Consider the following 23,741-nt stretch of genomic DNA (forward strand, 5'->3'; position numbering starts at 1 on the left):
TTTTAGTTTGTTGAAATAAAGATATTTTACAATCATGAAAGGCAGAAAGGAATTGTGGTATGAAAATAGAAAAACACTGGGGGATTTCCTTACTGGCAGTTTTAGCTATTGGTCCTGGTTTAATGTTAAACACGTCATTAAATTCTATACGTGACATTCTCCAACAAACGTTTCACAATCAATCTTATATTTCGATAACACCGGTTTTAATAGGGGTTATAAGCTTTGCATTTTGTATTCCGTTTGGACCTATCCTTCGACACAAGTTAGGGGAGAGAAGGAATTATGTTCTTTCGATGTGTTTGTTTCTTATAGGAGCTATCGTAAGTATTGCTTCTAACAGCTTCTTAGGAATGGGAATTGGTCGTTTTTTACAAGGGACAGGAACGGGTTTAGCACTTATGATGATGATTCCAATGCTGGTTCTTTCTTTTCCGATTCAGAAACGGAACTTGGCATTACTGATTCTTATTGGCGGATTTTATGGCTCTAGCGTTGTGGGTATTTTTCTCGGAATGTTAGTGAAAAGCTACGGACACTGGAGATGGTTATTTTATATAGCGGCCGTACTTTCCTTACTGGGAATAGGTTTTAGCTACAAATTTTTAACAAATGATCATGCCAAGCAACAGCAAAAACATCATGAACCATTTGACATCATCGGTGCAGCGTTAATGTTTATGGTTACTGCATTTATTACGTTTACATTACTTAATCTCCAAAAATCAGGATGGGCATCTACTTATGTATGGATAGGCATAGTAGGAAGCATCATTTTTTTATGTTTTTTATTTATAGCAGAATGGCATATTAAAAATCCTTTAATTCCCTTTCGATTAGTGGCTTCTCGAAAACCAGCTCTCGCTATCTTAATCGCTGTTATAGGAAATATTAGTATGAGTCTCACTCTTTTATCCCTACAAGGATTGCTTAAAAGTGAATCTGGTTTTGATAAAGGAGAGATGTCACTGATCTATATCGGGCTTTTTGCCGGGATAGTAATTGCAGCCATATTAAGTGCCGTATTATATGATAAAGTCGGGCCGGGCGTATTAGGTATTATAGGAGCCGTCATTATTATGGGAGTAAACATACAGTGGATGTATGTGGACGGTCATGCTTCAGCTTTTCTCTTTATTATCAGCTTTGCCGCTTTAATCGCAGGAGTAGGATTCACAGTCGCTGCAGGTCTGATGGGTGCTGCTTTAGGCGGACCACTACCAAGCTTAGTCCCTCGGATGGTCACGGTTCAATTTATACGAGTGACAGTATCTGCGGTCATTCCTGTAATCAGCAGTATTGTTTTTGCAAAGGTGTATAAAGATCACCTTGCAACGGTAAGTGCAGAGAGCCAGGTGGCTAGTAAAGAAAATTTCACGCAATCTCTACATGTAAAATCTGAAATCATTACGTATCATACCTTTTCTACGTTTTCGTGTGTATTGAGCATTGTGGTATTCATTCTCTCGTTTTTGATGTTTTTAACAGGTAAGGGACACAAGCTGGCTCATAAGTCGCATGATAAAGAAAAAAATAAAGAAAAGCCGAGTACCGAAAAGGTTCACAGTAAAAAAGCTACTCCCGTTTTTGAGCGTTCGCCTAAAGAGATTGTTTCGAATGGAGTCATTGGTGACAGCGAGTATAGAGAAGCTTTGAAAAAGTTTGGCCAGCCTAAACCTTCTCCTGATAAAATGCTGCATATGAGAGATCAAGAATATAGAAAAGCTCTTAAAAGGATGAAGGATATAGGACAATAAGTTAAACTTAAGAAATTTGAATGAAGAAGAGAAAGAGCAAACTCACGTGTAAGAGAGTTTGCTCTTTTAATTCTTGCATATACTTCTTTTCTACTACCACAGATATGTTATAATGGTAAAATTTAATAGGTTGAAAGGGAGGGAGTTTATTGCTGTATCATCCAAAATGGAGCAAAGCAAAGAAACGTTTACTGAGTTTTGTATGCGAATCTTTGCATTCAAGAGTAGATTTTCAAGTGATTAATTATCGAAAAGCACATGACCAGTTAGGTAGGGCTGTCATAACTGTTGATAAAGTAGAAATGTTAAATATGTGTACGATTACTGCTGAAAAAGAAGAATATTATAGAGAAAGAGATATTCGTATTCAGTTAGACGATTTTACTTATGATAATGTTTTTAATAATCGAGCAATCCAAGAACAAGCTCAAGAACAATTAAAAACGGAAGGCATTTATGCACAATATGATTTCTTTTCTGCTTTGGAGGAATATTTTAATTCACCAATTGAATTATCTTTAAAGTCGAATGATATGTTAATAAAAATATTGTGTATGCTTGACCGTCGTGTAGGAAAAAGAACTTTACGTAAAATGAAAGAATCCATTTTAGAAGAAAACACATTCGTTCAGGATTTTTATAAATTACGTTGTGAAGCAGAGAATATACATAGTAGCCAATGAACATAAACAGAGCTTCTATTACATTCAAAAATGACTATATACGTCATTGCTAATGAAATAACAGAAACAAATTTTAATTGTCACAGGGCACTAAGTTAGGTATATAGATATCATTATTTAGTATATTTTAGATAGAAACAGTACTTATAGATGTGTTACAATATTCCTGGTATACAAAGTGGAAATTCATTTTTCCTTTGTGCAGGGGAATGGTATAAATATGTGCCTTTCCTCTTTTCATTTTTTAGTTCTATCTTGCTTATTGAAAAAGCATATACATAAATGGGAAACAGTTTACATACGTAATTTAGAAATGAAATGGAGAGAGAGGTATCTGTGGAAAGAAACGAATTTAGAAGACAAAAAGCAATCCGGTCAAAAGAGAAGAGAAGGAAAAAGCTTAATCAGCACAATGTCTTAAACTTATTACTAATCTTTATATCGGTATGTATCGTTTGTCTGCTAATCAACTTATCATTGAGATAGAAAAAAATTTATCAAAAAGAGTACGTAAAAGAGAGGAAGACAATTTAATATGAGTAATCAACAAACAGCAGCCGAAGGCTCTAACATCAAAGTGCTGCCGATTATTACGTCGTTTCTTATTGCCGGGTTTATCGGTTTATTTAGTGAAACAGCGCTAAATATGGCGTTAAAAGAGCTAATTTCAGGCTTTGGTATTCACGAAACAACGGCACAATGGCTAACAACAGGATATCTATTAACGTTAGGAATTCTGGTACCTATTTCAGGTTTTATTCTTCAGCGGTTTACGACGAGACAGCTTTTTATAGCATCGCTAATCTGCTCGATTATCGGAACATTTATTGCCGCTATCGCACCAACGTTTGGGGTACTAATGATTGCCCGTGTCGTGCAAGCCGTGGGAACAGCTTTGCTTTTACCGCTTATGTTCAACACGATTCTTGTTATTATTCCACCGCATAAGCGTGGAAAGTCAATGGGGATCATTGGCCTTGTTATTATGTTTGCGCCAGCTGTTGGACCAACTGTATCAGGCTTAATCTTAAAAACATTAACGTGGCACTGGATTTTTTGGATTTCACTTCCGTTATTAGTGGTTGCCTTGGTGTTTGGAGCTTTCTTTATGCAGAACGTTACGACACCAACAAAGCCAAAAATCGATATGATTTCCGTTGTTCTTTCAACGATAGGTTTTGGAGGAATTGTATTTGGATTTAGCAGCGCTGGAGAAGGCGGGGGCTGGGGAAGTCTACAGGTTATTCTAACTCTTGTGATTGGAACTGTTGCACTAGTTGCATTCTCTATTCGTCAAACGAAGATGAAAGAGCCAATGTTAGACCTTAAAGCCTTTAAGTATCCAATGTTTACAATTGGTCTTTTATTAATTCTAGTCTGCATGATGGTACTACTGTCTGCCATGATGATTTTACCCCTGTACTTACAAACATCATTAGCTTTATCAACCTTTGCCGCTGGTCTAATGCTTCTTCCAGGAGGAGTGATTAACGGAATTCTTTCACCGGTTATGGGCGGATTATTTGACCGTTTTGGTCCCAAATGGCTAGTTATTCCTGGTCTTTTGATTGTAGTCGGCACCATGTATGGTTTTTCAACCGTAACGCTGGAAACGTCAACAGGGTTTATCATTGGGTTACACATTGCGCTTATGATTGCCATTTCGATGATTATGATGCCAGCTCAAACAAATGGTTTAAACCAGCTTCCACCAGAGCTGTACCCGCATGGAACAGCGATTATGAACACCTTGCAGCAGGTTTCTGGAGCAATCGGAACAGCTGTTGGAATCTCGATTCTGTCATCAGGTTCAAGAAGCTTCCTTGAGACGGTGTCAGATAAAATGGATCCATTAAACCAAGTTCTTGCCTTTACCAACGGTGTTCAACATGCATTCGTCTTTGCGATTATTGTTTCCATTGTTGGATTAGTGATCTCGTTCTTTATCAAGAGAGTTAATGTTGAACAAAAAGCGCATTAATAAAAAACACAGACCATTGTATGGTCTGTGTTTTTTTAGGTTTGGGGAAGGTTTTAAGGTACTCTTTTTTGTATAGCTGTATGTGTCTTTTTAAACCTCAAGCATCTAATTCAGCAAATATTTATTAGTTTTCATTGTGCGTGATTTAAAATGTTTTATTGATTTTTTTAAAGTATAAATTATTATATTTAATTTTTTATTTAAAATTATTTAATTTTATTGTTTTTAATATTAAATAATTGTTGTATAATCAAATTAACTAAAAGAAGGAGATTTGATTATGGCTTATAAAGTACTTACAAATTGTCCTGTCTGCAGTGAAACGTTAAAAATTACAAAGCTACAGTGCAGCCATTGTCACACGACGATTGAAAATGAGTTTGAATTATCTAAGCTGGCATCTTTATCGAGTGATCAGCTTCATTTTGTAGAAGTGTTTTTAACGTGCAGAGGAAATATCAAAGAAGTTGAGAAAGAACTGGGCGTTTCATATCCAACGGTTCGAGGCAAGCTGACTGACATCATTTCATCTCTTGGATATGTAGAAAAGAAGAAAAACGAAGTAGACGAGAAAAAAGTTGTGTCTATGTTAGAAAATGGTGAAATTACAGCAGAAGAAGCCATCAAGCTCTTAAAAGAAGAATAGGGGGGATTTTTGTGAAAGAGGAAATTACAAAAGTGTTAACAATGGTTCAAGAAGGAAAAATTGATGCAGAAAAGGGATCAGAACTGATTCAAGTATTAAAAGAAAAAGAAGAAACAGGCAATAAGCTTTTGAAGAAACCAAATGCGTATTTAGATAAAACGTTAAAAGTTCGAGTTGTTTCAACTGAAAATGATAATGTGAAGGTTAATTTGCCAATAAAGCTTGTCAAGCTGGTATTAATGGCTGGACACAGCATCGCAGCAAGTATTCCTCAATCAGAAAAATATGTAAAAGATATAGATATAAACCTGATTGTTGAAGCAATTGAAAACGAGTTAGATGGCCAGATTGTTGATATTAAATCGGCGAACGGAGATACCGTTTCAGTCATCATTGAGTAACGGTGCGCTTATGATTCATGTAAAAGTGAAAACCAAAGAAGCTCGGTTTAGTATCCCAATTCCATATGCTCTTTTAAACGTTGCTATTAGCGTTGCTTTTTCGAAATTTATCCAGAAGCATATAGATAAATGGACAAAAGAACATTTTAAAAGAAAAGAGCTGAACTTTACTTTTCCGCTAATAGATAAAAGTGTGCTAAAGCCTATCGTCAAGGAACTGAAGAAACATAAGGGAATGGTTCTAGTAGATGTCAAAGCTACAGATGGTACGGAAGTAAGAGTTAGACTATGATGTAGCTTTGTAAAGTGAAAATCGCTTCAGGTGTCTACCTTCGTGTAAAAATAAAACCTTATTAGTCTATATAAAAGCGAAAAGGCAGAAAAAAGACACTACACAGCGTGCTATCTTGCTGTATAATCTCTTTTTTTTCTGCTTCTTTACTTTTTCTATTTAATCTATACCCGGAGTATGTGCCCTGAAATGTGGAAACAAACGTAACGATCTAGATTCCTATTCACACCGAAATCGTATTAAAGCCCCCCTTTGCTACATGATTTTATTAAGGATTTCTTTTTATCAAGCAGCTCCTTAATTGATTTTAGCTTTTTCTGTTAAATCTAAAACTCACTATATAAGCTATTACTAACAAAATAACAGAATTGAATTGAATCGTTTCATTTCACCCTAAAGTCTGAAACATTTTACCTCGATGAGTTAACATGTACTACGACTGCCATCGTAGAACAAACTGTCGAAAGCTACATTACTTATTATAACCATATCTGTATTCAAACAAAACTAAACAACCAGTCACCGGTACAATACCGAAAACTGGCTGTTTAAAAGGTGTTTGGATCCTTGTCTCGAAATCAGGGGTCAGTCCCATATAACTAAGTGCTTTTTGGTGAATGAGGAGCAAGTTTCTTTTTCAACGGTAGAACAATCATAAAAACACCTATGATACTCAATATGCTCTCTAAAACGTAGAATTGATGTTCTTTTATATATCCCATAACGCATTGGCTACCAAAGATGAGAAATAAAACAGCTCCCAAATAAAACGAAGGATTTTTAATACACCAACTCATTCTTGATTCCATCTAATTCCTCCTTGTAAGCTTTCTATCGCGTATTTATTGTATGTTGACTAAGAAAGGAGTAAGGGTGTTCCTTATGGATATACGAGTGGGTGTAAGAAAAGTTTCAAACATAACATCAGCTTTCTTTTAGTATAGGCTTTTATTTTACATTCAAAAATGAAACTAATTTTTTTAGTGTTGTTCCTTGAATAAGAAGAGAAAAGACTACATTACTAAATGTCATTGCTAATAACAGATTTTTTCCTTCAAATTCGGGTGTAATGCCTAAAACAAGCGCAATTGAAAGAGATCCCTTTAATCCTCCCCATGAAATAATAGGTTTCCATGAAGTTGGAATGGATTTATCAAAAGCTAAGCTTATATAGACAGCGAGAAAACGTGCTAAAAGAACAATAAGAATACTTCCAACGATAAGCCATCCTTTATCTAAAAAATCAATACGACTCACTTCTAATCCTACTAATAAGAAAATAAGCGCATTGGAGAGAAAGGCGATTGTTTCCCAAAAGGAATTCACTTTTTCATGTGTTAAATATGACATGCCTACGTTTCGTCCATAAGTTCCTAAGATTACGCCACCTACTACTACAGATATTACCCCAGAAACGTCAAAGTGTTCAGCAAGCTGAAACGTACCATAAAATAGAACCATCGATAATCCAGTCTCCACTAAATAATGATCAATCTTAGATGTAATACGAGAAGCTAATAAACCAAACACTCCACCAATCAATATGCCTCCACTTACAACTTTCAGAAATTCAAGCAGCGCATTCAATGTACCTGTTAAGCTCAAGGCAGTAGTTACCACAGCAATTTGAAATAGTACAACAGCAACTCCGTCATTTGCTAAACTTTCTCCTTCGACCACAATGGAGAGGCGCTTGTTTAGGCCCATTGACTTAAAAATGCTTAGAACGGATACAGGGTCAGTAGCTGCCATAAGTGCACCGAAAATTAAGGATTCTTGCAAAGAAAGGTTCAAGAAAAAATAAGTAGAAGCAGCAACTAGTAAGAAGGTAAGCAATGTACCTAAAAAAGCTAATAAAGAAATCGATTTCTTATTACGTTTTAATTCATCAAAGGGAAGTTTAAGTGCTGCATCCCCTAACAAAGCTGATAAGAAGATGAAAATAACGGTCGTTTGAAACACGGTATCATTGGCTGCATAACTTTTTATTTCTCCCAACGCAGGAATGGGTACCAAACCAATAATTAATCCTATTACTACAAGGAAAGTGGGATAAGGTTGTTTCAGTTTTTCCGCGATAAACACTACCCCTACAGCGATAGCTAATAAAATAATCCAATATGTAACCATTTTTATGCTCCTTTGTCTCTTTAAAACTGAAATTATGCTTCATGTGCCAAGTATTGTTAAGAGTACATTCTCTTTATGGATAGGTTTCTGTCACCTTGAGAGATATACGGCTTTTCTTATAACTTTGTTTATTATAGATAATATTTTCCTAAGGTATCATTAGCAATAAATTACTTATATAATGCTAAATAATATAAATTTGAATACAACTTCAATCAAAAAAATAAGTTGGTACTTACAAACATGCAAGAAGAGAAAGGTTGTTTCCTCACTAAAAGGAAACAACCTTTAACAAAGCTTACATACATGATGTTTACTATAAAGTTTCCCTCAAACAAAAGATATAAATATCAGTTTAAAAATAAATCATACACCTTTTAAAGCTGCTTCATATTGAAATAAGTTAAGCAGTTTTTTTATTTTGCTTTTTATCTTCAGAAACTTCTTGTCGGAAGGACTTAATTAATGCATAGGACATGAATAGAAGAACAATCCCTAATGGTAATGCACTGACAATAATAGCTGCTTGCATGCCTTGCAGGCCACCTGTACCTAATAAAATTGCTGAAATAGCAGCTAAAATGATTCCCCAAATAAATGTAACAAAGAAAGGTGGATTTAAATTCCCATCTGTAGTTTGCATCCCCAGAACAAAAGTGGCCGAATCTGCAGAAGTCACAAAGAACGTCAAAATAAGGACTACAGAGATGGTAGAAAGAAAACTTCCAAACGGCATTTGATCATACACAAAGAATAGAGAGGTTTCTAAGCTTTGTTTTGCCACATCTAATCCTTTCACAAAATCAAAATAAATACCGGTACCTCCAAATATGCCAAACCATATTGAGCATACAAGTGTTGGAACGATTAATACAGCCATAATAAATTCACGAACCGTTCTTCCTTTAGATACGCGTGCAATGAAAGTTCCCACAAATGGGGTCCATGATATCCACCAAGCCCAGTAAAAAATGGTCCAATCTTTTACCCACTGGTTATTGTCCGAATTAAAGGGAGCAAATCGCAGCCCCATGCTTGGTAATTGTTGAACGTAGGAACCAAAGGTTGTAGAGAAAAGCTCTATTAAGTATTGTGTAGGTCCAAGAAAAAGAAAAGAAACAAATAGAATGACGGCTAAAACCATGTTAGCGTTGCTCAAATATTTGATACCTCTTGAAACACCGGTTCCTGCAGATGTAATAAATAAAATAGTTGTAATGGCAATAATAACGAGTTGAACTTTATAGCTAATAGGCATGCCAGTTAGGTAATGAAATCCACTATTTATCTGTGAAGCTCCTAATCCTAAAGATGCCGCCACCCCAAATATAGTAGCAAACACAGCTATAATATCTACTGCGTAGCCAATTGGTCCTTTACTCTTATTTCCAATAAGAGGGGTTAGGGTTGCGCTCATTAGTCCAGGCATGTTTTTTCGGAATTTATAATAGGCTAAGGCAAGTGCTACTACAGCATAAATTGCCCAAGCATGAAATCCCCAGTGTAAATATGTATATTCTAGGCTCAGTTTTGCAGATTCAGTAGTTTGAGGTTTCCCAAAAGGGGGTGTAGCATAGTGGGAGATTGGCTCAGAAATCCCATAAAAAAGTAAACCAATTCCCATCCCAGCGCTAAATAACATAGCGAACCAAGTAGGGGTACTAAACTCAGGTTTTTCATGGGGTTTGCCCAGTTTTATTTTTCCAAATCGACTAAAAGCTAATACTAAGGCAAATATTAAAAAGAATGTGGCAGAAAATTGATAAAACCAACCAAAGCGATTAAGCAAATAACTTTCCGCGGTGGTCATGACGTGAAGTAGATTAGTTGGTTTTAATATACCCCAGCCTACAAATAAAACGCTAATGATTAAAGAGATCCAAAAAATAGGTGTTGTTTTCTTCATCATCTTCCTCCTTCATATTTTTAATTAACATTAATGACTTCCAGAAAGACTTAAATTTACTATTTTGCCATTTTAGCTCCTTTTTCTTAAATTTCTATCTTAATTCCCTTAATACGGAATGAAAAAACGTCTTTTATACCAGCTATTTGGTAAGGAGAGAGCTTTTGCAACCTTTTAATCATTTCAGTAGATTAAGTCCGGAATAGACTTCTTTTAAAATAGAAATGAGTTTTTCTTTTAATGACGATGAAAAGGAGACATGAGAATATAAAGACTCTGATTCAACATTTTATCCAGTATAAGTTGGCTATAGCAATCAAACTAAAAACTATAAATCTTGCAATTTTTAAAGGATGAGTAATTTTATATTCAACAAAGGGATTAATCTGCCTTATTACCTTTGCAAAGAGTAAATTATCTGTGAATGCAAGAACTATCGCAAACCATAAAACATTATCATTTAACTTAACGAAATCAAAAATTAAATAAATAAGAAAAATTCATACATAAGCTAAAATATAGTTGCAGCAAAACAAAAAAGTTAAGTTATTATTTATTATGGGGGTGGAAATTATGAAAGTGACAATTTTAACGTTAGGCAGTAGAGGAGATGTACAGCCTTATATTGCACTTGCTCGAGAAATGATTAAGATTGGACATGAAGTAGTCATTTGTACAGGTGCGACGTTTCAACATTTTATTGAAGAAAATAAGGTTTCCTTTCATCCCGCTGCTACTGATTTGATGGCGATAATGGAGAGCGAGGAAGGAAGAGATATACTTAATGGTAAGAAGTTTTCACCTTTTAAAATAATGAAATTTTCAAAAGAAAAAATTGCTCCATCCTACAGAAGAAGTATGGATGATTTTTATCAGGCTTCCCAAGGAGCCGATCTAATCATTTATCATCCTAAAGCTCTTGGTGCCGTTGATATTGCGCTGTACTATCATATTCCTTGCATTTGCTTACCGCCCGTTCCAATTATGTATCCAATTACAGAGTTCCCAAATTTCTCTTTATCGTCAAAACAAAGCTTTGGTCCTACATTAAATAGATTATCCTACAAGATAGTAAAGTTCAGTGAGTACCCTTTTATGAAAGAAATTAACGATTTTAGAGAAAAAACGTTAAAATTCCCGAAGAGAAAAGCCGGACTTTACACATATGACGTAAACGGTGCACCTATTCCTATAATTTATCCTATTAGTCCTTTTCTTTTCAAAGAAGTAGAGAGTTGGAAAGGTTCTGTATGTCTACCAGGTTTTTTCTTTTTAGAAGTAGAGGAAGAGGTGCTACCCAATGAAATAGAAAACTTTCTAGAAAAAGGAAAGAAGCCTATTGTAGTATCATTTAGTTCTATGCCTTTAAAGAGTCCATCAATTTTTAAACAAAAGTTAATTCAGGCATTAAAGGAGACGGACAATCGCGCAATAGTGCTAACAGGAACAAGCGGTATGAAGTTTAATCAACAAGAGAATATACTCGCCGTTAAAGGTGCATCCCATAGACTTTTATTTAAACGTGCTAAAGGCATTATTCATCATGGAGGTGTTGGAACAATGTCTGAAGCTTTACTGAGTGGCGTACCACAAATTATCATTCCGTTTACAGTGGATCAACCGTTTTGGGCAAATCTTCTCTATAAAAAAGGGTATTCACTAAAGCCGTTACAAGAAAAAAATCTCCAAGTATTCGAATTGGTTCACGCGTTAGAACAAGTAGAAAATAAAGAGTATATTGAAAATGCTCAACAAATAAAAAGCATCATTCAATCGGAAAATGGTGTATACCAAGCGGTGAAGCATATAGAAAGCGTAGTACACAAATTGCGGGATAAATAGATGGATTGAAGGATAGCTAAACAGCTAGTATGTGTTTTAAGAGAAGAGTTTTATCCAATCAACTCTTATATATGAAAACAGCTTTGTTTGTAATAAAGTTACGTTCTCCAGTTAATAGTAAGTAACGACAGGAAGTGACTGTAAGTCGACTTACATACATAGGTGTTTAAATAAAGGAGTTTTTATGGATATAAATAAGGGAAAGCAAAAGCTCGAACTAATAAAAGGATTACTACTTATAGCCAAAATATCTATAGCTTCTGGTGTATCGTGGGAACTGGCAAAAATGTTAGGCTCTAAGCATCCTTATTTGGCGCCTTTAACTGTGATTCTTTCTATTCAAGAAACCATCCAGCATTCTGCTGTGTATGCTTTTTATCGAATTATCGGCACTCTTTTTGGAATTGCTGCTACGATTTTTATCATTAAACATGTAGAAGTGAACGGATGGACGATAGGGTTATTATTAACAATGGGAATGGTGCTTCCTGTTGTATTAAGGCTACATAAGACGATCATTCATCAAATTGCGCTTACTATTTTATTAGTTTTTGTATTTGTTCATAAAACAAATTATTATGTCTCTGATCGAATAAGAGACACGATCATAGGAGCTCTTGTCGCTATTATTGTTCATATCATAATTGTTCCACCAAATTACGTAAAAGAAGCTCGTAGAACTTTAACTCAATTTGGAATAGACCTTGGACAATTATTTGAAAAGGTGGCTTACTGGGTAAATAATAACTGTACATTTGTTGAAGGAGAAAATTTAATAGATGATACAACCAACTTGCTTCAGGAACTTCACCAGGTCGAAAAGGAATTAAGGAAAGCAGAAAAGAGTTTAAGGTTGAACCCATTTGGCAGAAATAAAAAGCAGCAGTTAAAACAAAATGAACAATTCCTTTTTCAACTGAAGCATGGGTATACCTATATTTCGAGTGTACTCACTACATTTAACGACTGGTCCAAAACGAATTCTCTACCCACAGTTGATGGACAAAAATGGGCTGTTCAACTACAGGTATTAGGAGAATACATAACAGAACAAGCTAATAAAAACGTAGAAAATTACTCTATAAAGAAATCATCTTTGGATGTACTCGATCTTTCTTCGATACCTTTACAAATCCGTATCCCACCTGAACTAGAGTCCCAGAGATATCAATTAAGTCTATATAATGATACGCTTAAATTAATTGATAAATTAAAAGCAAAATGATACTAATTCAAGTGATCCAGATATCCCTTTTATAAGTGGGGTGATAACTTCAGTATCCAGTTATTGAACTATACATGCACAGTAGAAGAGGGAAAGAAGTTACCAAGGGGTGACTTCTTTTTTTTATTGAATAAATAATACAATTTAGCTTTTATATTTTCCGCTCCAGTGCTCATATCCATATAAAATCTAGAATATGTTTTTAATACGTCGCTAAGTGTTTCAACTAGCTACAAAAAAATATAAAAATTTATGTTGACAGTAGGAGCATATGATTTTATAATTATCCTTAATTCAAGATATTTTAATTCGAGATTTTAAAGTGATGAAAAACAGGAGGAATAAAAAATGGTGAGCATTGGTTTATTGTTAATACGTTTAGTCATTGGATTATCTTTTATGGCTCATGGAACTCAGAAGTTATTTGGATGGTTTGGCGGTCACGGCTTAAAAGGAACGGGCGGCTGGTTTGAATCCATCGGAATGAAGCCGGGTGTTAGAATGGCTTTAATGGCTGGTTTATCAGAGCTAGTAGGTGGAGCTTTATTTGCTGCAGGACTTCTTACACCGCTTGGAGCACTTTTGATTGCCGGAACAATGATCATGGCGATTGTGAAAGTACACGGTCCAAATGGATACTGGGCAACACAAAATGGGTATGAATATAACCTTACGCTTTTAGTTGTAGCGATCGGTGTAGCAATTGCAGGACCAGGTTATTACGCACTCGATACGTTTATTTTTTAAAAGAGAGAATGGGTTGGAATAAGAAAAGTGCTTTTATTTTTTGACTAATATCTCGAATTCGAGATATTTACGATAAATAGTTGTAATTTTAAGAGGGATAACGAAACATATGACGAAAAATGTATCGAAGGAGATGGTAGTAATGAGTAAAAAAACAGCGGGTATTCATCATATCACGGCGATTGTAGGTCATCCTCAGGAAAATGTTGATTTCTATGCGGGCGTGTTAGGATTACGTTTGGTCAAACAAACAGTAAACTTTGATGATCCAGGAACGTATCACCTTTACTTTGGGAATGAAGGCGGAAAACCTGGAACGATTATCACATTCTTTCCGTGGGCAAATGCACGACAAGGAAAAATAGGTGACGGGCAAGTTGGGGTAACTTCCTATGTGGTTCCAAAAGGTGCGATGAGCTTTTGGGAACAGCGATTAGCTAAGTTTGGAGTTCCAGCTGCAAAGATGGAGCGATTTGGAGAGCAGTATTTAGAGTTTGACGATCCTCATGGTTTGCATCTAGAGATTGTGGAAAGAGAAGAAGGTGAAAAGAATACGTGGCAAGCTGGTGAAATTAATTCGGATGTTGCTATTAAAGGATTCGGAGGCGCTACGTTATTATCGGTTCGACCTGATGAAACAGCTCAATTATTAGAAGACGTAATGGGTCTACAAAAAGTAGGGCAAGAAGGAGATTTTATACGGTTTCAATCATCAGCTGACATTGGAAATATGATCGATTTAAAATTAACAACTATTGGACGCGGGCAAATGGGCGTTGGAACGGTTCACCATATTGCATGGCGAGCAAAAGATGATGAAGATCAATTAGAATGGCAGAAATACGTAGCCGATAGCGGATACGGAGTGACGGCTGTCCGAGATCGAAATTACTTTAATGCGATTTACTTTAAAGAACACGGAGACATTCTATTTGAAATTGCAACAGACCCTCCAGGCTTTGCACATGATGAGTCACTTGAAACAATGGGAGAAAAGCTCATGCTTCCTGAACAGTACGAAACCCATCGAGATCAAATTGAAAGAGCTTTGATTCCTTTTGAAGTGAGAGAATTAGACTGAATTTTACTAAAATAATTCCTTTAGTAATGGTAAAACGCTAGTTTAACCCTAAATTAGGTACAAAGAAGGAATTAATTTATCTATATATAAAACTAATATCTATATTTGAAACACCATGGTAATATGAAATTAATTCCAAGTGAGGAGGTGAATAGATGACAAAAACCATTGGTCTTATTTGTGGAAGTTTACGAAAGAATTCGTATAACCGAATGATTGCTGAGTCATTGACTACATTAGATGACTCAGCTCAATATCGCTGGATCGAAATAAGCAGCCTGCCTTTTTTTAATGAAGACTTAGAAGCTGACGGATCACCAGAATCTGTCGCATCCTTTAGAGCTGCGATTCAAGATGTTGACGGTGTTATCATTGTAAGTCCAGAGTACAATTCCGGAATTACAGGGGTATTAAAAAATGCTTTGGACTGGGCATCAAGACCTCGGACTTCTTCTGTTTTAAACAGAAAACCAGTTGGTCTCATTGGAGCAACTCCAGGAGGCTTCGGTACCGCTTTTGCTCAAAAACAAACGAGAGAAGTACTGGAAGCTATGCAAGTTCATGTTTTACCATTTCAAAAAATGCTGATTTCGCAAGTTCATGAAAAAGTTGATGCTCAACAAAAGGTACTAACTGATGAGTCAACGAAACGCTATCTTCAGCGCTACTTACAGCAGTTCATTCATTGGATTGATCAAGCGCCTGTTCCTGTTCTAGATTAAGAAAGAGAACACACCTCATGAACCTTCACCTCAGAAATAGCTTTTCTTTCTATAGATGTTTTACTCAACAGATCATAAATGAAATCCAAAAAACCGTTCAAATGATAGACCGCTTGTAAGGAACGGAAAAGGTACGTGTCCTTACTTGCCTTAATTTAAGGAGGATGATAAAATGTCTGATCTTTACTCTCGCCTTTCAAAAGATGATGCTGCCGTGCTTTTAGTTGACCACCAAACGGGGCTTATTTCCGGCCTTGTACGTGACTATGGTGTTGATGAATTTAAAAACAACGTCTTGGCGCTTGGTGATACGGCTAAATTCTTTGATTTACCGGTTATTTTAACAACTAGCTTTGAAAATGGACCCAATGGCCCGCTAATGGGGGAACTCGTTGATTTGTTTCCTGACGCGCCAAAAATAGCTCGTCCTGGACAAATTAACGCGTGGGACAATGAAGACTTTGTTAAAGCCATTAAAGCGACCGGGAAAAAACAGCTGATTATCGCGGGTGTAGTGACAGACGTCTGCGTTGCTTTTCCTGCGCTTTCTGCCATTAAAGCAGGCTATGAAGTGTTTGTTGTGACAGACGCTTCCGGGACGTTCAATAAGCAAGTCGCAGATGCAGCATTAACGCGTATGGCTCACGGCGGCGCGCAGCTTATGAACTGGTTTAGCGTAGCGTGCGAGCTGCAGCGTGACTGGCGCAACGACGTTGAAGGTTTTGGCAATTTAATTTCTAGTCATCTTCCTGGTTATCAAAACTTGATGGGCAGCTATAGAGGAGCTCAGCGCGATTTCAGCAAGCAGAGCGTCTAACGTAGCGGAGCTTAAGTTTGGCATCGGTCGTTCTCTTTACATATAAAACACGAAAGTAGAATGGCATCCATGGATCATTTATGTGACGGAGAAAATGTAACAACATAAAAGTAATTGTTAGATAGGTGAGCCGACTAATGAACCGTTGGCTCACCTATCTTTTACTAAGCTGCCTTTCATGAAGTATGCGTCTCTTATATATAAAATAAAGTACATTCACGACAGCCTGGTAAATGATAGGAAGGGATGCGGAGTAGTGGAAGAAAAAAAAGTTACGTGGCTGGAGCTTTTTTATGATTTGTTATTTGTGGCAGCCGTTGCTACTGCTACGCATGTTTTGCTTCACGTTGAACAAGGGTATATTCATGGAGAGTATTTGTTAAAGTTTGTACTAATCTTTATTCCTATATGGTGGGCGTGGACCGGACAAACGATGTTTATCAATCGGTTTGGACAAGATTTTTTGCATCAGCGCATCTTTATGATTCTTCAAATGCTGTTTGTTCTTATCATGATCTCAAGCCTGTCCGTAGATTTTGATCAATATTACGTATCTTTTTTGATTGGCTATATTGGACTAAGAGCGTTAACCGCTCTTCAGTATCTTATTGTTCAAAAATTTGAACGAGATGAACGAAAAAAAGTTGCTGTGTTTTTAGGCACATGCTTTGGAATTGGGATTTTCATCTCACTTCTTTCGCTTCTTTTTGATTCGTGGATTCGCTACGCCGTGTTGTATACGGGAATTGCAGTTGATATGATTTTACCTGTTTTAGGGCATAATAGACTGGCAAAATTACCGACCAACACCGCTCATTTATTAGAGCGTTTTGCTTTGTTAACATTAATCCTGTTCGGAGAATCCGTTGTCAGCATTCTTGCTGTGATACAGCCACAAAAAGGGGACTGGAATGCCATTTTATTTTCGGTTATTTCATTTGTCCTGATTATTGCCATGTGGTGGCAGTACTTTGAGAATGTAGAAAAGAAAGTAAACAAGTCTATTCAAAGAGCCGGACAAACGATTATTTACGGACACTTACTTATCCTCATGTCTCTAAGCATGATTGCAGCATCGATTAAGCTCATGTTTTTACATGAAGTTCAGTACACATTCAGCTTATATTTTGTATTCGGATCCGTGCTGCTTTATTTCATGGCAACCACTCTTGTTTTTCACCAATATAGATTTGAACAACATCGTTTGAAAGTGTATCACTTGGGAATGTTTTTAGGAATTTTAGCGGTATTTTTTATTGTTAACTTAATACTTATTGTTCCCAGCACTGTCGTCATAGGAGAATTAGCGATCTTTTTTATGATCTACGCTAGGTTTACGACCACTTAACCAAATAAAGAATGACTATATAATGGAGGTAGCGAAATGGCAAAAATTACGGTAGGAACAGAAAATGAAGCACCTATTGAACTATACTACGAGGATCACGGGACAGGAAAGCCGGTCGTCTTAATCCATGGCTGGCCACTAAGCGGACGGTCTTGGGAATATCAAGTTCCGGCTCTTATTGAGGCTGGACACAGAGTCATCACGTATGACCGCCGAGGATTCGGCAAGTCTTCTCAGCCATGGGACGGATACGATTATGATACATTTGCTGCTGATCTACATCAGCTGCTAGAACATTTGGATTTAAAAAATGTGACACTAGTTGGGTTTTCAATGGGTGGCGGAGAAGTAGCCCGTTATGTAGGAACATACGGCACAGATAGAGTAGAAAAAGCCGTATTTGCAGGAGCCGTACCACCATTTCTTTACAAGTCAGAGGATCATCCTGAAGGAGCATTGGATGATGCAGGAATCCAAGAATTTGAAAACGGCGTAAAAAATGATCGTTTAGCTTTTCTTGATGATTTTACAAAAACATTTTTTGGAGCTAAAGACGGAAAGGGCTTAGTCAGCGAACCATTTCGACTGTACAACCGGGATATTGCAGCTGCTGCATCACCTAAAGGGACGCTAGACTGTATAGCTGCTTTCAGCAAAACGGATTTCAGAGACGATTTAGCTAAGTTTACAATACCGACTCTTATTATTCACGGTGATGCAGACGAGATCGTTCCATTTGAATATAGCGGAAAGCGAACGCATGAAGCCATTTCTGATTCGAAATTAGCTTTAATAAAAGGTGGTCCTCACGGCTTAAATGCAACGCATGCACATGAATTTAACGAAGCGCTGCTTTCGTTTTTAAGAGACTGAATATAAGTGAATGTTTGATAAGTAAAAACAGCTCGGAAAATAGTTAATGAACAGAAGAAGTGACCAAAGGGTCACTTCTTTTTTGTTTTTTTACGCCGGTAGAAAAGCTTACTATAGTAAGGGAGGCCATTTAAATTGCTTTACTATAGCTTTAAAAGATAAAAATCAAATAATAAACGTTTGCCATTCTGTGGTGCGAGAGCTTATGTTAAACTTTTAAATGGGAAATATAACCTTCAGTCCAACAGCTATTCTAAAATGACAACAAAGATTGGATTGAACAGTTATGTAATCGCTAACACTTCTATTTTATAATAAACATGAGGAGGATAATAAGATGTTTGATCATAAATCATTGCAGCTGCTTGAGCAGATGATTAATTACCCGAAGTTATCAATTCCGGAGTTGAGACTTCAAATAAATTTATCACCTCGACAATTTGCCTATACGCTTGATAAGTTGAACAATGCATTAAGCAATTTAGATTTACCGAAAATTCAAGTGATTGATATAGAATTTAAGGTTGATGAAAGAATTAAAAATTATTGGAAACTAGAAGGAACATCGCTTAACCGTCAGCAGTCAGTTTTTCAAGAGACTGAGCGGATATACTTAATTTATTTATACACGTATATAAGAAAAGAGCCTATAGCAAATATACATTATCAGTCTTTTCTGCAGGTAAGCAGGAATACAGCACTAGCGGATATTAAAAAGCTTCGTTCGTATTGTGAGAAAGAAGGCATTCAGTTATCTTATAACCGGACAGATGGCTTTCATCTAGAGGGAGAAGAGAGGCTTAAGCGTCGATTTGCAACTATTTGTATTGGAACACTTTTGCAATTGCCAATGGGCATTTCAGGGATGAAGCAGGTTCTTAATAGTTGGAATTATGAAAATACGGGTTCAGTAATTAGAGAGAACGTAAATGATTTAGCTAAAAAATATCGGATTGATTTTGTTAGTAACCGGCTAGATCAGCTAGTTTATGAACTCTTATTTCTACAGTGCAGGTCTGGGCATCATAAACTGATTCTACCAATCAAGCAAATTAAATTAATGAAAGAACAGCCCTTACTAAAAATGGGGGAAGAGCTATCAGCTTATTTATTTGATGAAGTGGCTGAAGCAGAGGTTATCTATCTAACGGTTCAATTGTTATCTGCTATGCAGAATATAGACGAGCTCCATATTGATGAAAAGCTTGACCTTGTATCGAGTACTATTATTTCAGAAGTAGAGCGCTTAATATTAGTACCATTTAAGGAAAGGCATATTTTAAAATCGCTCTTATATAAACATTTGGTACCAGCCTATTTTAGAATCATCTGTGAAGTGCCATTATCAAATCCGTTAATTGACACAATTAAAACAGAGCACGGTGTACTCTTTGAATTTGTTAAACAGGCGTTGAAGCCGCTTTCTGAATATACGGGAAAATGTATTTCAGATGAAGAGATAGGGTATTTTACGATTTTATTCGGTGGGCATGTTCGAAAACTGGAGGCTAAACCTAAAGTGTATAAAGCCACAATCGTTTGCCCAAACGGGATTAGTTCCTCTATGATGCTACGAACGCAATTACGACAACTGTTTCCAAAATTGCATTTTACAGAATCATATTCGGCTGCAGAAATCGAAAAACTGTCACCAGACAGTTACGATATGATTTTTTCAACTATTTATTTGGAATCATCCAAGCCTGTTTATTTAACACGTCCACTATTAACAGCGCTAGAGGAAAACTATTTGCAGCAGGCCGTGGCAGCTGATTTCAATTTGCCGGTTCAATCGACTATCCCAATGGATAAGTTAATGGCGACCATACGAAAATATGCAACTATTAAAAATGAAAAAGCGCTTTATGAAGATTTAACGAAACATTTAAGACAAAGCCATACACGTGAAAGGAGTTACGCCCCTATGCTTTCTGAACTTTTAACAGAGGATAAGATTCAATTCTCTGACGATTCTCTAGAGTGGGAAGAAGCAATCCAATTGGCAGCAAAACCTTTGGAGGAACAGCATTATATTACCTCAGCCTATACTCAAGCAATGATTGATAGAATTTTAGAAATGGGAGCTTTTATTCATATAGGGAAAGGAATTGCTATTCCTCATGCCCGGCCAGAACAAGGTGTACAAGAGCTTGGTATGTCCCTTCTACGAATGAAGAAACCAGTTTTGTTACTGAACCAAGAAGAACATGCAATTGACTTGTTTATCTGTCTAGCAGCCATTGATAACAAATTACATTTAAAAGCACTGTCAGAATTGACCTCATTTTTAGTAAATGAAGACTCATTAAAACGTTTAAAAGAAGCTGAAACTTCAGCTGAAATTATAGCTATGATGCGAAAAAAAGGAGAAGATGAATAATGAAAATTTTAACAGTATGTGGATCAGGATTAGGAACAAGTTTTATGGTGGAAATGAATATTCAACAGTTGTTGAATGAGATGGGAGTAAGCGGCGTAGAAGTAAATCATTCTGATTTAGGTTCTGCAACACCAGAGGATGCAGACGTGTTCTTTCTTGCAAAAGATATTGCAGAAGGCGGGGCAAGCTTAGGAAACGTCGTAATTTTGGATAATATTATTGATTTAGAAGAATTACGCGCTAAATTAACAGGGGTTCTGCAAGAAAAAAATCTACTGTAAAGAAATTGAGAGGTGATAGCGATGAATCAGGTGTTAAATGTATTAGTTAACGTTCTGAGTGAACCCTCAGTTTTAGTAGCCATAATTGCTCTAGTAGGTCTACTTGCACAAAAGAAAAATCTTTCAGATACACTAAAAGGAACAACAAAAACGTTTGTTGGGTTCCTGGTTATTACAGCAGGTGCAGGGATTCTTCAACAAGCCCTTGCTCCATTTGGAGAAATGTTCAAAGCAGCATTTAACGTAAACGGTGTCGTTCCAAATAATGAAGCCATCGTTGCGATTGCACTGAGTAAATATGGTTCTTCGACCGCATTAATTATGTTTTTTGGTATGATTGTAAACCTGCTGATTGCTCGTTTTACACGATTTAAATATATTTTTCTGACAGGACATATCACTTTGTACATGTCATGTATGATTGCCATCATTTTATCCGTAAGTGGTTTTACATCGTTTTCATTAATTCTCTTTGGTGCTTTAACGGTGGGAATTTTCATGACGCTTTCTCCAGCCCTCGTTCAGCCTTTTATCCGTAAACTAACAGGTAATGATAATGTGGCATTAGGACATTCTGGAGCAGTTGGTTTTGCAGTTGGTGGTCTCGTGGGGATGGCTGTAAAGGGAAAGAAAGAGATTGTATCAACAGAAAAAATTAACTTTCCAAAAGGTCTCGGCTTCTTACGAGACAGTACGGTTAGTATTGCATTAACTATGGCGATTTTCTACGTTATTGTCGCTCTTTTTGCGGGGCCTGGTTATGTCGAAGGTAAATTAAGTGACGGAAAAAACTATATTTTATTTGCGGTACTTCAAGCAGGAATGTTTTCTGCCGGCGTTTTCGTCATTTTAGCTGGTGTACGATTGGTATTAGCTGAAATTGTACCAGCATTTAAAGGAATATCTTCTAAAATTGTGCCAAATTCAAAGCCAGCATTAGATGTTCCAATTATATATACTTATGCACCAAATGCTGTATTAATTGGTTTCTTTTCAAGTTTTTTAGGCGGCATTGTTAGTATGTTAATACTAGTTTTATCAGGAGGAATCATTATTTTACCAGGTGTAGTACCTCACTTCTTTACGGGTGCAGCTGCAGGGGTGTTTGGAAATGCAATGGGTGGTGTACGCGGTGCGATTTTAGGCTCATTTGTGAACGGCCTTTTAATCAGTTTCATGCCAATTCTATTAATACCCGTGTTGGGAGATTTGGGTCTATCAAATGCTACATTTTCAGATTCAGACTTCGGTATAGTGGGACTATTCTTGAGTGGGCTAGCTCATTTCGGTGGAAAAACTACCATTATGGTTGGTATTGGTTTAGTGTTACTGATAATGATCTTGGCCAGTATACGCAAGCAAGAAAGTCATGCAGTGCCTTACAAAAAAGTTGAGAAATAAAAAATGATAGACAAGAGCTTGAAGTAGTATCGTCAATCCATTCATTATCAGTTCATGCAATTAACAAAGGCATTCTGACCGCTTCAAGGATTCTTTAGGGTGACGCATCTGATTCGTAAGCATAAGGTTACAAATAAAATCCCTTAGAAGCTCATCAGTTTCTAAGGGATTTTAACTGCTCTTTTCTAGATATAATTGCTTCAAAAGAAAAGGTGGTACAACTGACTAATCTGTTAAAAAGAATGTAATAAAAAATTCAATATAGTGTTTTGCAGGTTTTCATGAAACTCTTTGCGATTAAAGCCTTCCGGATCCTGAGAAGGGAGGAAGGTAGGAGATTTCATAAAGTCCGGAAATGGACTGAGAAATGAAAAATGTCCTCCATTTTCTACAACGATATACTGAACTTTTTCCGCATCAGAAACCCCATTTAACACAAATTCCCCGTGAAAAGAAGGAGTAATCGTATCCTTTTCTCCTGTAATCATTAAAATAGGTATATTCACGTCTTCAAGAGCTCCTCTTTCTCTAAACCATCCGGCGGCTGGCGCTAAAAGAATAAGTGATTGAACCCGCTTATCATGATCAACAGATAAACAATAAGGCTTTTGATCAGGAGATTCAGAAGGAAAAGAAGTGGGAACTCCACCTGCTACGGCAAGAGCCGTATATCCTCCCATTGAATGGCCAATAAGAGAAATGTTATTTGAATGAATGGACGGAGAAAAGGGACTTTCTTTTAAAAACCAATCAATTACAGTACGTATATGAGTAGGTCGATTTTTTAGGTTATCTATTGTTCCAGATAGCGTATTATTTTCTCGATTATTAAATGGATGCTGAGGTACCCCTACAATAAAACCATTACGTGCTAAAAACTGGGCAATGGTTCGATAAGCAAGAGGCGTGCTTCCATCTCCATGAGAAATAATGACCAAAGGAAATAATCCGTCTGAAAGTGGAGCATCTTGCGCAGCGCTTATCGTGTAAGGTCCCATCTTTTCAACTTTTTCTTCTTTATATGTAGGATACATAATAAGTAAAGGAAAGCCGTGTTCATTTCCTTGATCTTCTATATCTACGAATTGACATCCGGCATAAAATGACTGTCTTTCATCCTTTTTTATTTGCACGTATATCCTCCTCCTTGTTTTTAAAGATCCCTATTACAACAGGCTCATATATGAAATTTGATTGATTTAGCTCTCTTGGAAAATCAATTTGGATA

The 23,741-nt window shown here is 36.5% G+C and carries 21 protein-coding genes and 1 pseudogene; 18 read left to right on the plus strand and 4 right to left on the minus strand.

Going from position 1 to position 23,741, the window contains the following annotated elements:
* The first annotated feature begins 59 nt into the window (after positions 1-59).
* The 7 genes and pseudogenes from ACXAE4_RS09455 to ACXAE4_RS09485 form a co-directional block, all read left to right on the plus strand.
* Positions 60-1,757 carry an MFS transporter gene (locus tag ACXAE4_RS09455; RefSeq protein WP_155010465.1) on the plus strand — a complete coding sequence of 566 codons (1,698 nt, stop codon included), beginning with the start codon at positions 60-62 and terminating at the stop codon, positions 1,755-1,757.
* Between the two features lie 149 nt (positions 1,758-1,906).
* The gene (locus tag ACXAE4_RS09460; RefSeq protein WP_155010464.1) at positions 1,907-2,440 is read left to right on the plus strand and encodes an SF0329 family protein; all 534 of its coding nucleotides are present in this window, start codon (positions 1,907-1,909) and stop codon (positions 2,438-2,440) included.
* Between the two features lie 535 nt (positions 2,441-2,975).
* Entirely contained in the window at positions 2,976-4,421 is a 1,446-nt protein-coding gene (locus tag ACXAE4_RS09465; protein ID WP_028414859.1) for a DHA2 family efflux MFS transporter permease subunit, read from the plus strand.
* 280 nt (positions 4,422-4,701) lie between these two features.
* Positions 4,702-5,067, plus strand: a complete 366-nt coding sequence (locus ACXAE4_RS09470; RefSeq protein WP_028409887.1) for a DUF2089 domain-containing protein — start codon at positions 4,702-4,704, stop codon at positions 5,065-5,067.
* Between the two features lie 11 nt (positions 5,068-5,078).
* Positions 5,079-5,468, plus strand: coding sequence for an SHOCT-like domain-containing protein (locus ACXAE4_RS09475; protein ID WP_028414858.1), 390 nt, complete (start codon positions 5,079-5,081; stop codon positions 5,466-5,468).
* Positions 5,469-5,478: 10 nt separating this feature from the next.
* Positions 5,479-5,760, plus strand: a complete 282-nt coding sequence (locus tag ACXAE4_RS09480) for a hypothetical protein (RefSeq protein WP_028414857.1) — start codon at positions 5,479-5,481, stop codon at positions 5,758-5,760.
* Between the two features lie 372 nt (positions 5,761-6,132).
* A pseudogene (locus ACXAE4_RS09485) lies at positions 6,133-6,312 on the plus strand (IS3 family transposase); the annotation flags it as partial.
* Positions 6,313-6,359: 47 nt separating this feature from the next.
* Here the strand turns inward: ACXAE4_RS09485 and ACXAE4_RS09490 are convergent.
* The 3 genes from ACXAE4_RS09490 to ACXAE4_RS09500 form a co-directional block, all read right to left on the minus strand.
* The gene (locus tag ACXAE4_RS09490; RefSeq protein WP_028414856.1) at positions 6,360-6,569 is read right to left on the minus strand and encodes a hypothetical protein; all 210 of its coding nucleotides are present in this window, start codon (positions 6,567-6,569) and stop codon (positions 6,360-6,362) included.
* Positions 6,570-6,708: 139 nt separating this feature from the next.
* The gene (locus ACXAE4_RS09495) at positions 6,709-7,890 is read right to left on the minus strand and encodes a cation:proton antiporter (protein WP_475235911.1); all 1,182 of its coding nucleotides are present in this window, start codon (positions 7,888-7,890) and stop codon (positions 6,709-6,711) included.
* Positions 7,891-8,293: 403 nt separating this feature from the next.
* The gene (locus ACXAE4_RS09500; protein WP_099331223.1) at positions 8,294-9,796 is read right to left on the minus strand and encodes a BCCT family transporter; all 1,503 of its coding nucleotides are present in this window, start codon (positions 9,794-9,796) and stop codon (positions 8,294-8,296) included.
* Between the two features lie 573 nt (positions 9,797-10,369).
* On the opposite strand from ACXAE4_RS09500, the gene ACXAE4_RS09505 reads away from it, so the two are divergent.
* The 11 genes from ACXAE4_RS09505 (at position 10,370) to ACXAE4_RS09555 (ending at position 22,513) form a co-directional block, all read left to right on the plus strand.
* The gene (locus ACXAE4_RS09505) at positions 10,370-11,638 is read left to right on the plus strand and encodes a glycosyltransferase (protein ID WP_098112472.1); all 1,269 of its coding nucleotides are present in this window, start codon (positions 10,370-10,372) and stop codon (positions 11,636-11,638) included.
* Positions 11,639-11,822: 184 nt separating this feature from the next.
* Positions 11,823-12,863 (plus strand): FUSC family protein, encoded by a 1,041-nt coding sequence (locus ACXAE4_RS09510; RefSeq protein WP_028414852.1) that lies wholly within the window; start codon positions 11,823-11,825, stop codon positions 12,861-12,863.
* 348 nt (positions 12,864-13,211) lie between these two features.
* Positions 13,212-13,610 carry a DoxX family protein gene (locus tag ACXAE4_RS09515; RefSeq protein ID WP_028414851.1) on the plus strand — a complete coding sequence of 133 codons (399 nt, stop codon included), beginning with the start codon at positions 13,212-13,214 and terminating at the stop codon, positions 13,608-13,610.
* Between the two features lie 142 nt (positions 13,611-13,752).
* Positions 13,753-14,691: a ring-cleaving dioxygenase gene (locus ACXAE4_RS09520; RefSeq protein WP_098112473.1), complete on the plus strand. Its 939-nt coding sequence runs from the start codon at positions 13,753-13,755 to the stop codon at positions 14,689-14,691.
* Positions 14,692-14,846: 155 nt separating this feature from the next.
* Complete coding sequence (locus ACXAE4_RS09525; RefSeq protein ID WP_028414849.1) at positions 14,847-15,413, plus strand: NADPH-dependent FMN reductase; 567 nt, start codon at positions 14,847-14,849, stop codon at positions 15,411-15,413.
* 172 nt (positions 15,414-15,585) lie between these two features.
* Positions 15,586-16,230, plus strand: a complete 645-nt coding sequence (gene ycaC, locus ACXAE4_RS09530; RefSeq protein WP_098999684.1) for an isochorismate family cysteine hydrolase YcaC — start codon at positions 15,586-15,588, stop codon at positions 16,228-16,230.
* A gap of 256 nt (positions 16,231-16,486) precedes the next feature.
* Positions 16,487-17,578, plus strand: coding sequence for a low temperature requirement protein A (locus ACXAE4_RS09535; RefSeq protein ID WP_154974163.1), 1,092 nt, complete (start codon positions 16,487-16,489; stop codon positions 17,576-17,578).
* A 36-nt stretch (positions 17,579-17,614) separates the two neighbouring features.
* On the plus strand, positions 17,615-18,451 hold the full coding sequence (locus ACXAE4_RS09540; protein WP_098999685.1) for an alpha/beta fold hydrolase: 837 nt from the start codon (positions 17,615-17,617) through the stop codon (positions 18,449-18,451).
* Between the two features lie 337 nt (positions 18,452-18,788).
* Positions 18,789-20,831: a BglG family transcription antiterminator gene (locus ACXAE4_RS09545; RefSeq protein ID WP_289578217.1), complete on the plus strand. Its 2,043-nt coding sequence runs from the start codon at positions 18,789-18,791 to the stop codon at positions 20,829-20,831.
* Positions 20,831-21,112: a PTS sugar transporter subunit IIB gene (locus tag ACXAE4_RS09550; RefSeq protein ID WP_028414844.1), complete on the plus strand. Its 282-nt coding sequence runs from the start codon at positions 20,831-20,833 to the stop codon at positions 21,110-21,112. The genes ACXAE4_RS09545 and ACXAE4_RS09550 overlap by 1 nt, the downstream gene beginning before the upstream one ends.
* 21 nt (positions 21,113-21,133) lie before the next feature.
* Positions 21,134-22,513 (plus strand): PTS ascorbate transporter subunit IIC, encoded by a 1,380-nt coding sequence (locus tag ACXAE4_RS09555; RefSeq protein ID WP_028414843.1) that lies wholly within the window; start codon positions 21,134-21,136, stop codon positions 22,511-22,513.
* A 233-nt stretch (positions 22,514-22,746) separates the two neighbouring features.
* Here the strand turns inward: ACXAE4_RS09555 and ACXAE4_RS09560 are convergent, their stop codons facing one another.
* On the minus strand, positions 22,747-23,646 hold the full coding sequence (locus ACXAE4_RS09560; protein ID WP_098112477.1) for an alpha/beta hydrolase family protein: 900 nt from the start codon (positions 23,644-23,646) through the stop codon (positions 22,747-22,749).
* Positions 23,647-23,741: the final 95 nt, after the last annotated feature.

This window comes from Priestia sp. ABM2_011 (assembly GCF_056158845.1).

What these genes read in the sequence shown, in the direction of transcription:
- ACXAE4_RS09555 (WP_028414843.1), top strand. Translation starts at nt 21,134, where the DNA reads ATGAATCAGGTGTTAAATGTATTAGTTAACGTTCTGAGTGAACCCTCA.
- ACXAE4_RS09520 (WP_098112473.1), top strand. Translation starts at nt 13,753, where the DNA reads ATGAGTAAAAAAACAGCGGGTATTCATCATATCACGGCGATTGTAGGT.
- ACXAE4_RS09505 (WP_098112472.1), top strand. Translation starts at nt 10,370, where the DNA reads ATGAAAGTGACAATTTTAACGTTAGGCAGTAGAGGAGATGTACAGCCT.
- ACXAE4_RS09490 (WP_028414856.1), bottom strand. Translation starts at nt 6,569, where the DNA reads ATGGAATCAAGAATGAGTTGGTGTATTAAAAATCCTTCGTTTTATTTG.
- ACXAE4_RS09515 (WP_028414851.1), top strand. Translation starts at nt 13,212, where the DNA reads ATGGTGAGCATTGGTTTATTGTTAATACGTTTAGTCATTGGATTATCT.
- ACXAE4_RS09550 (WP_028414844.1), top strand. Translation starts at nt 20,831, where the DNA reads ATGAAAATTTTAACAGTATGTGGATCAGGATTAGGAACAAGTTTTATG.
- ACXAE4_RS09495 (WP_475235911.1), bottom strand. Translation starts at nt 7,890, where the DNA reads ATGGTTACATATTGGATTATTTTATTAGCTATCGCTGTAGGGGTAGTG.
- ACXAE4_RS09540 (WP_098999685.1), top strand. Translation starts at nt 17,615, where the DNA reads ATGGCAAAAATTACGGTAGGAACAGAAAATGAAGCACCTATTGAACTA.
- ycaC (WP_098999684.1), top strand. Translation starts at nt 15,586, where the DNA reads ATGTCTGATCTTTACTCTCGCCTTTCAAAAGATGATGCTGCCGTGCTT.
- ACXAE4_RS09525 (WP_028414849.1), top strand. Translation starts at nt 14,847, where the DNA reads ATGACAAAAACCATTGGTCTTATTTGTGGAAGTTTACGAAAGAATTCG.
- ACXAE4_RS09545 (WP_289578217.1), top strand. Translation starts at nt 18,789, where the DNA reads ATGTTTGATCATAAATCATTGCAGCTGCTTGAGCAGATGATTAATTAC.
- ACXAE4_RS09500 (WP_099331223.1), bottom strand. Translation starts at nt 9,796, where the DNA reads ATGAAGAAAACAACACCTATTTTTTGGATCTCTTTAATCATTAGCGTT.
- ACXAE4_RS09455 (WP_155010465.1), top strand. Translation starts at nt 60, where the DNA reads ATGAAAATAGAAAAACACTGGGGGATTTCCTTACTGGCAGTTTTAGCT.
- ACXAE4_RS09480 (WP_028414857.1), top strand. Translation starts at nt 5,479, where the DNA reads ATGATTCATGTAAAAGTGAAAACCAAAGAAGCTCGGTTTAGTATCCCA.
- ACXAE4_RS09510 (WP_028414852.1), top strand. Translation starts at nt 11,823, where the DNA reads ATGGATATAAATAAGGGAAAGCAAAAGCTCGAACTAATAAAAGGATTA.
- ACXAE4_RS09465 (WP_028414859.1), top strand. Translation starts at nt 2,976, where the DNA reads ATGAGTAATCAACAAACAGCAGCCGAAGGCTCTAACATCAAAGTGCTG.
- ACXAE4_RS09470 (WP_028409887.1), top strand. Translation starts at nt 4,702, where the DNA reads ATGGCTTATAAAGTACTTACAAATTGTCCTGTCTGCAGTGAAACGTTA.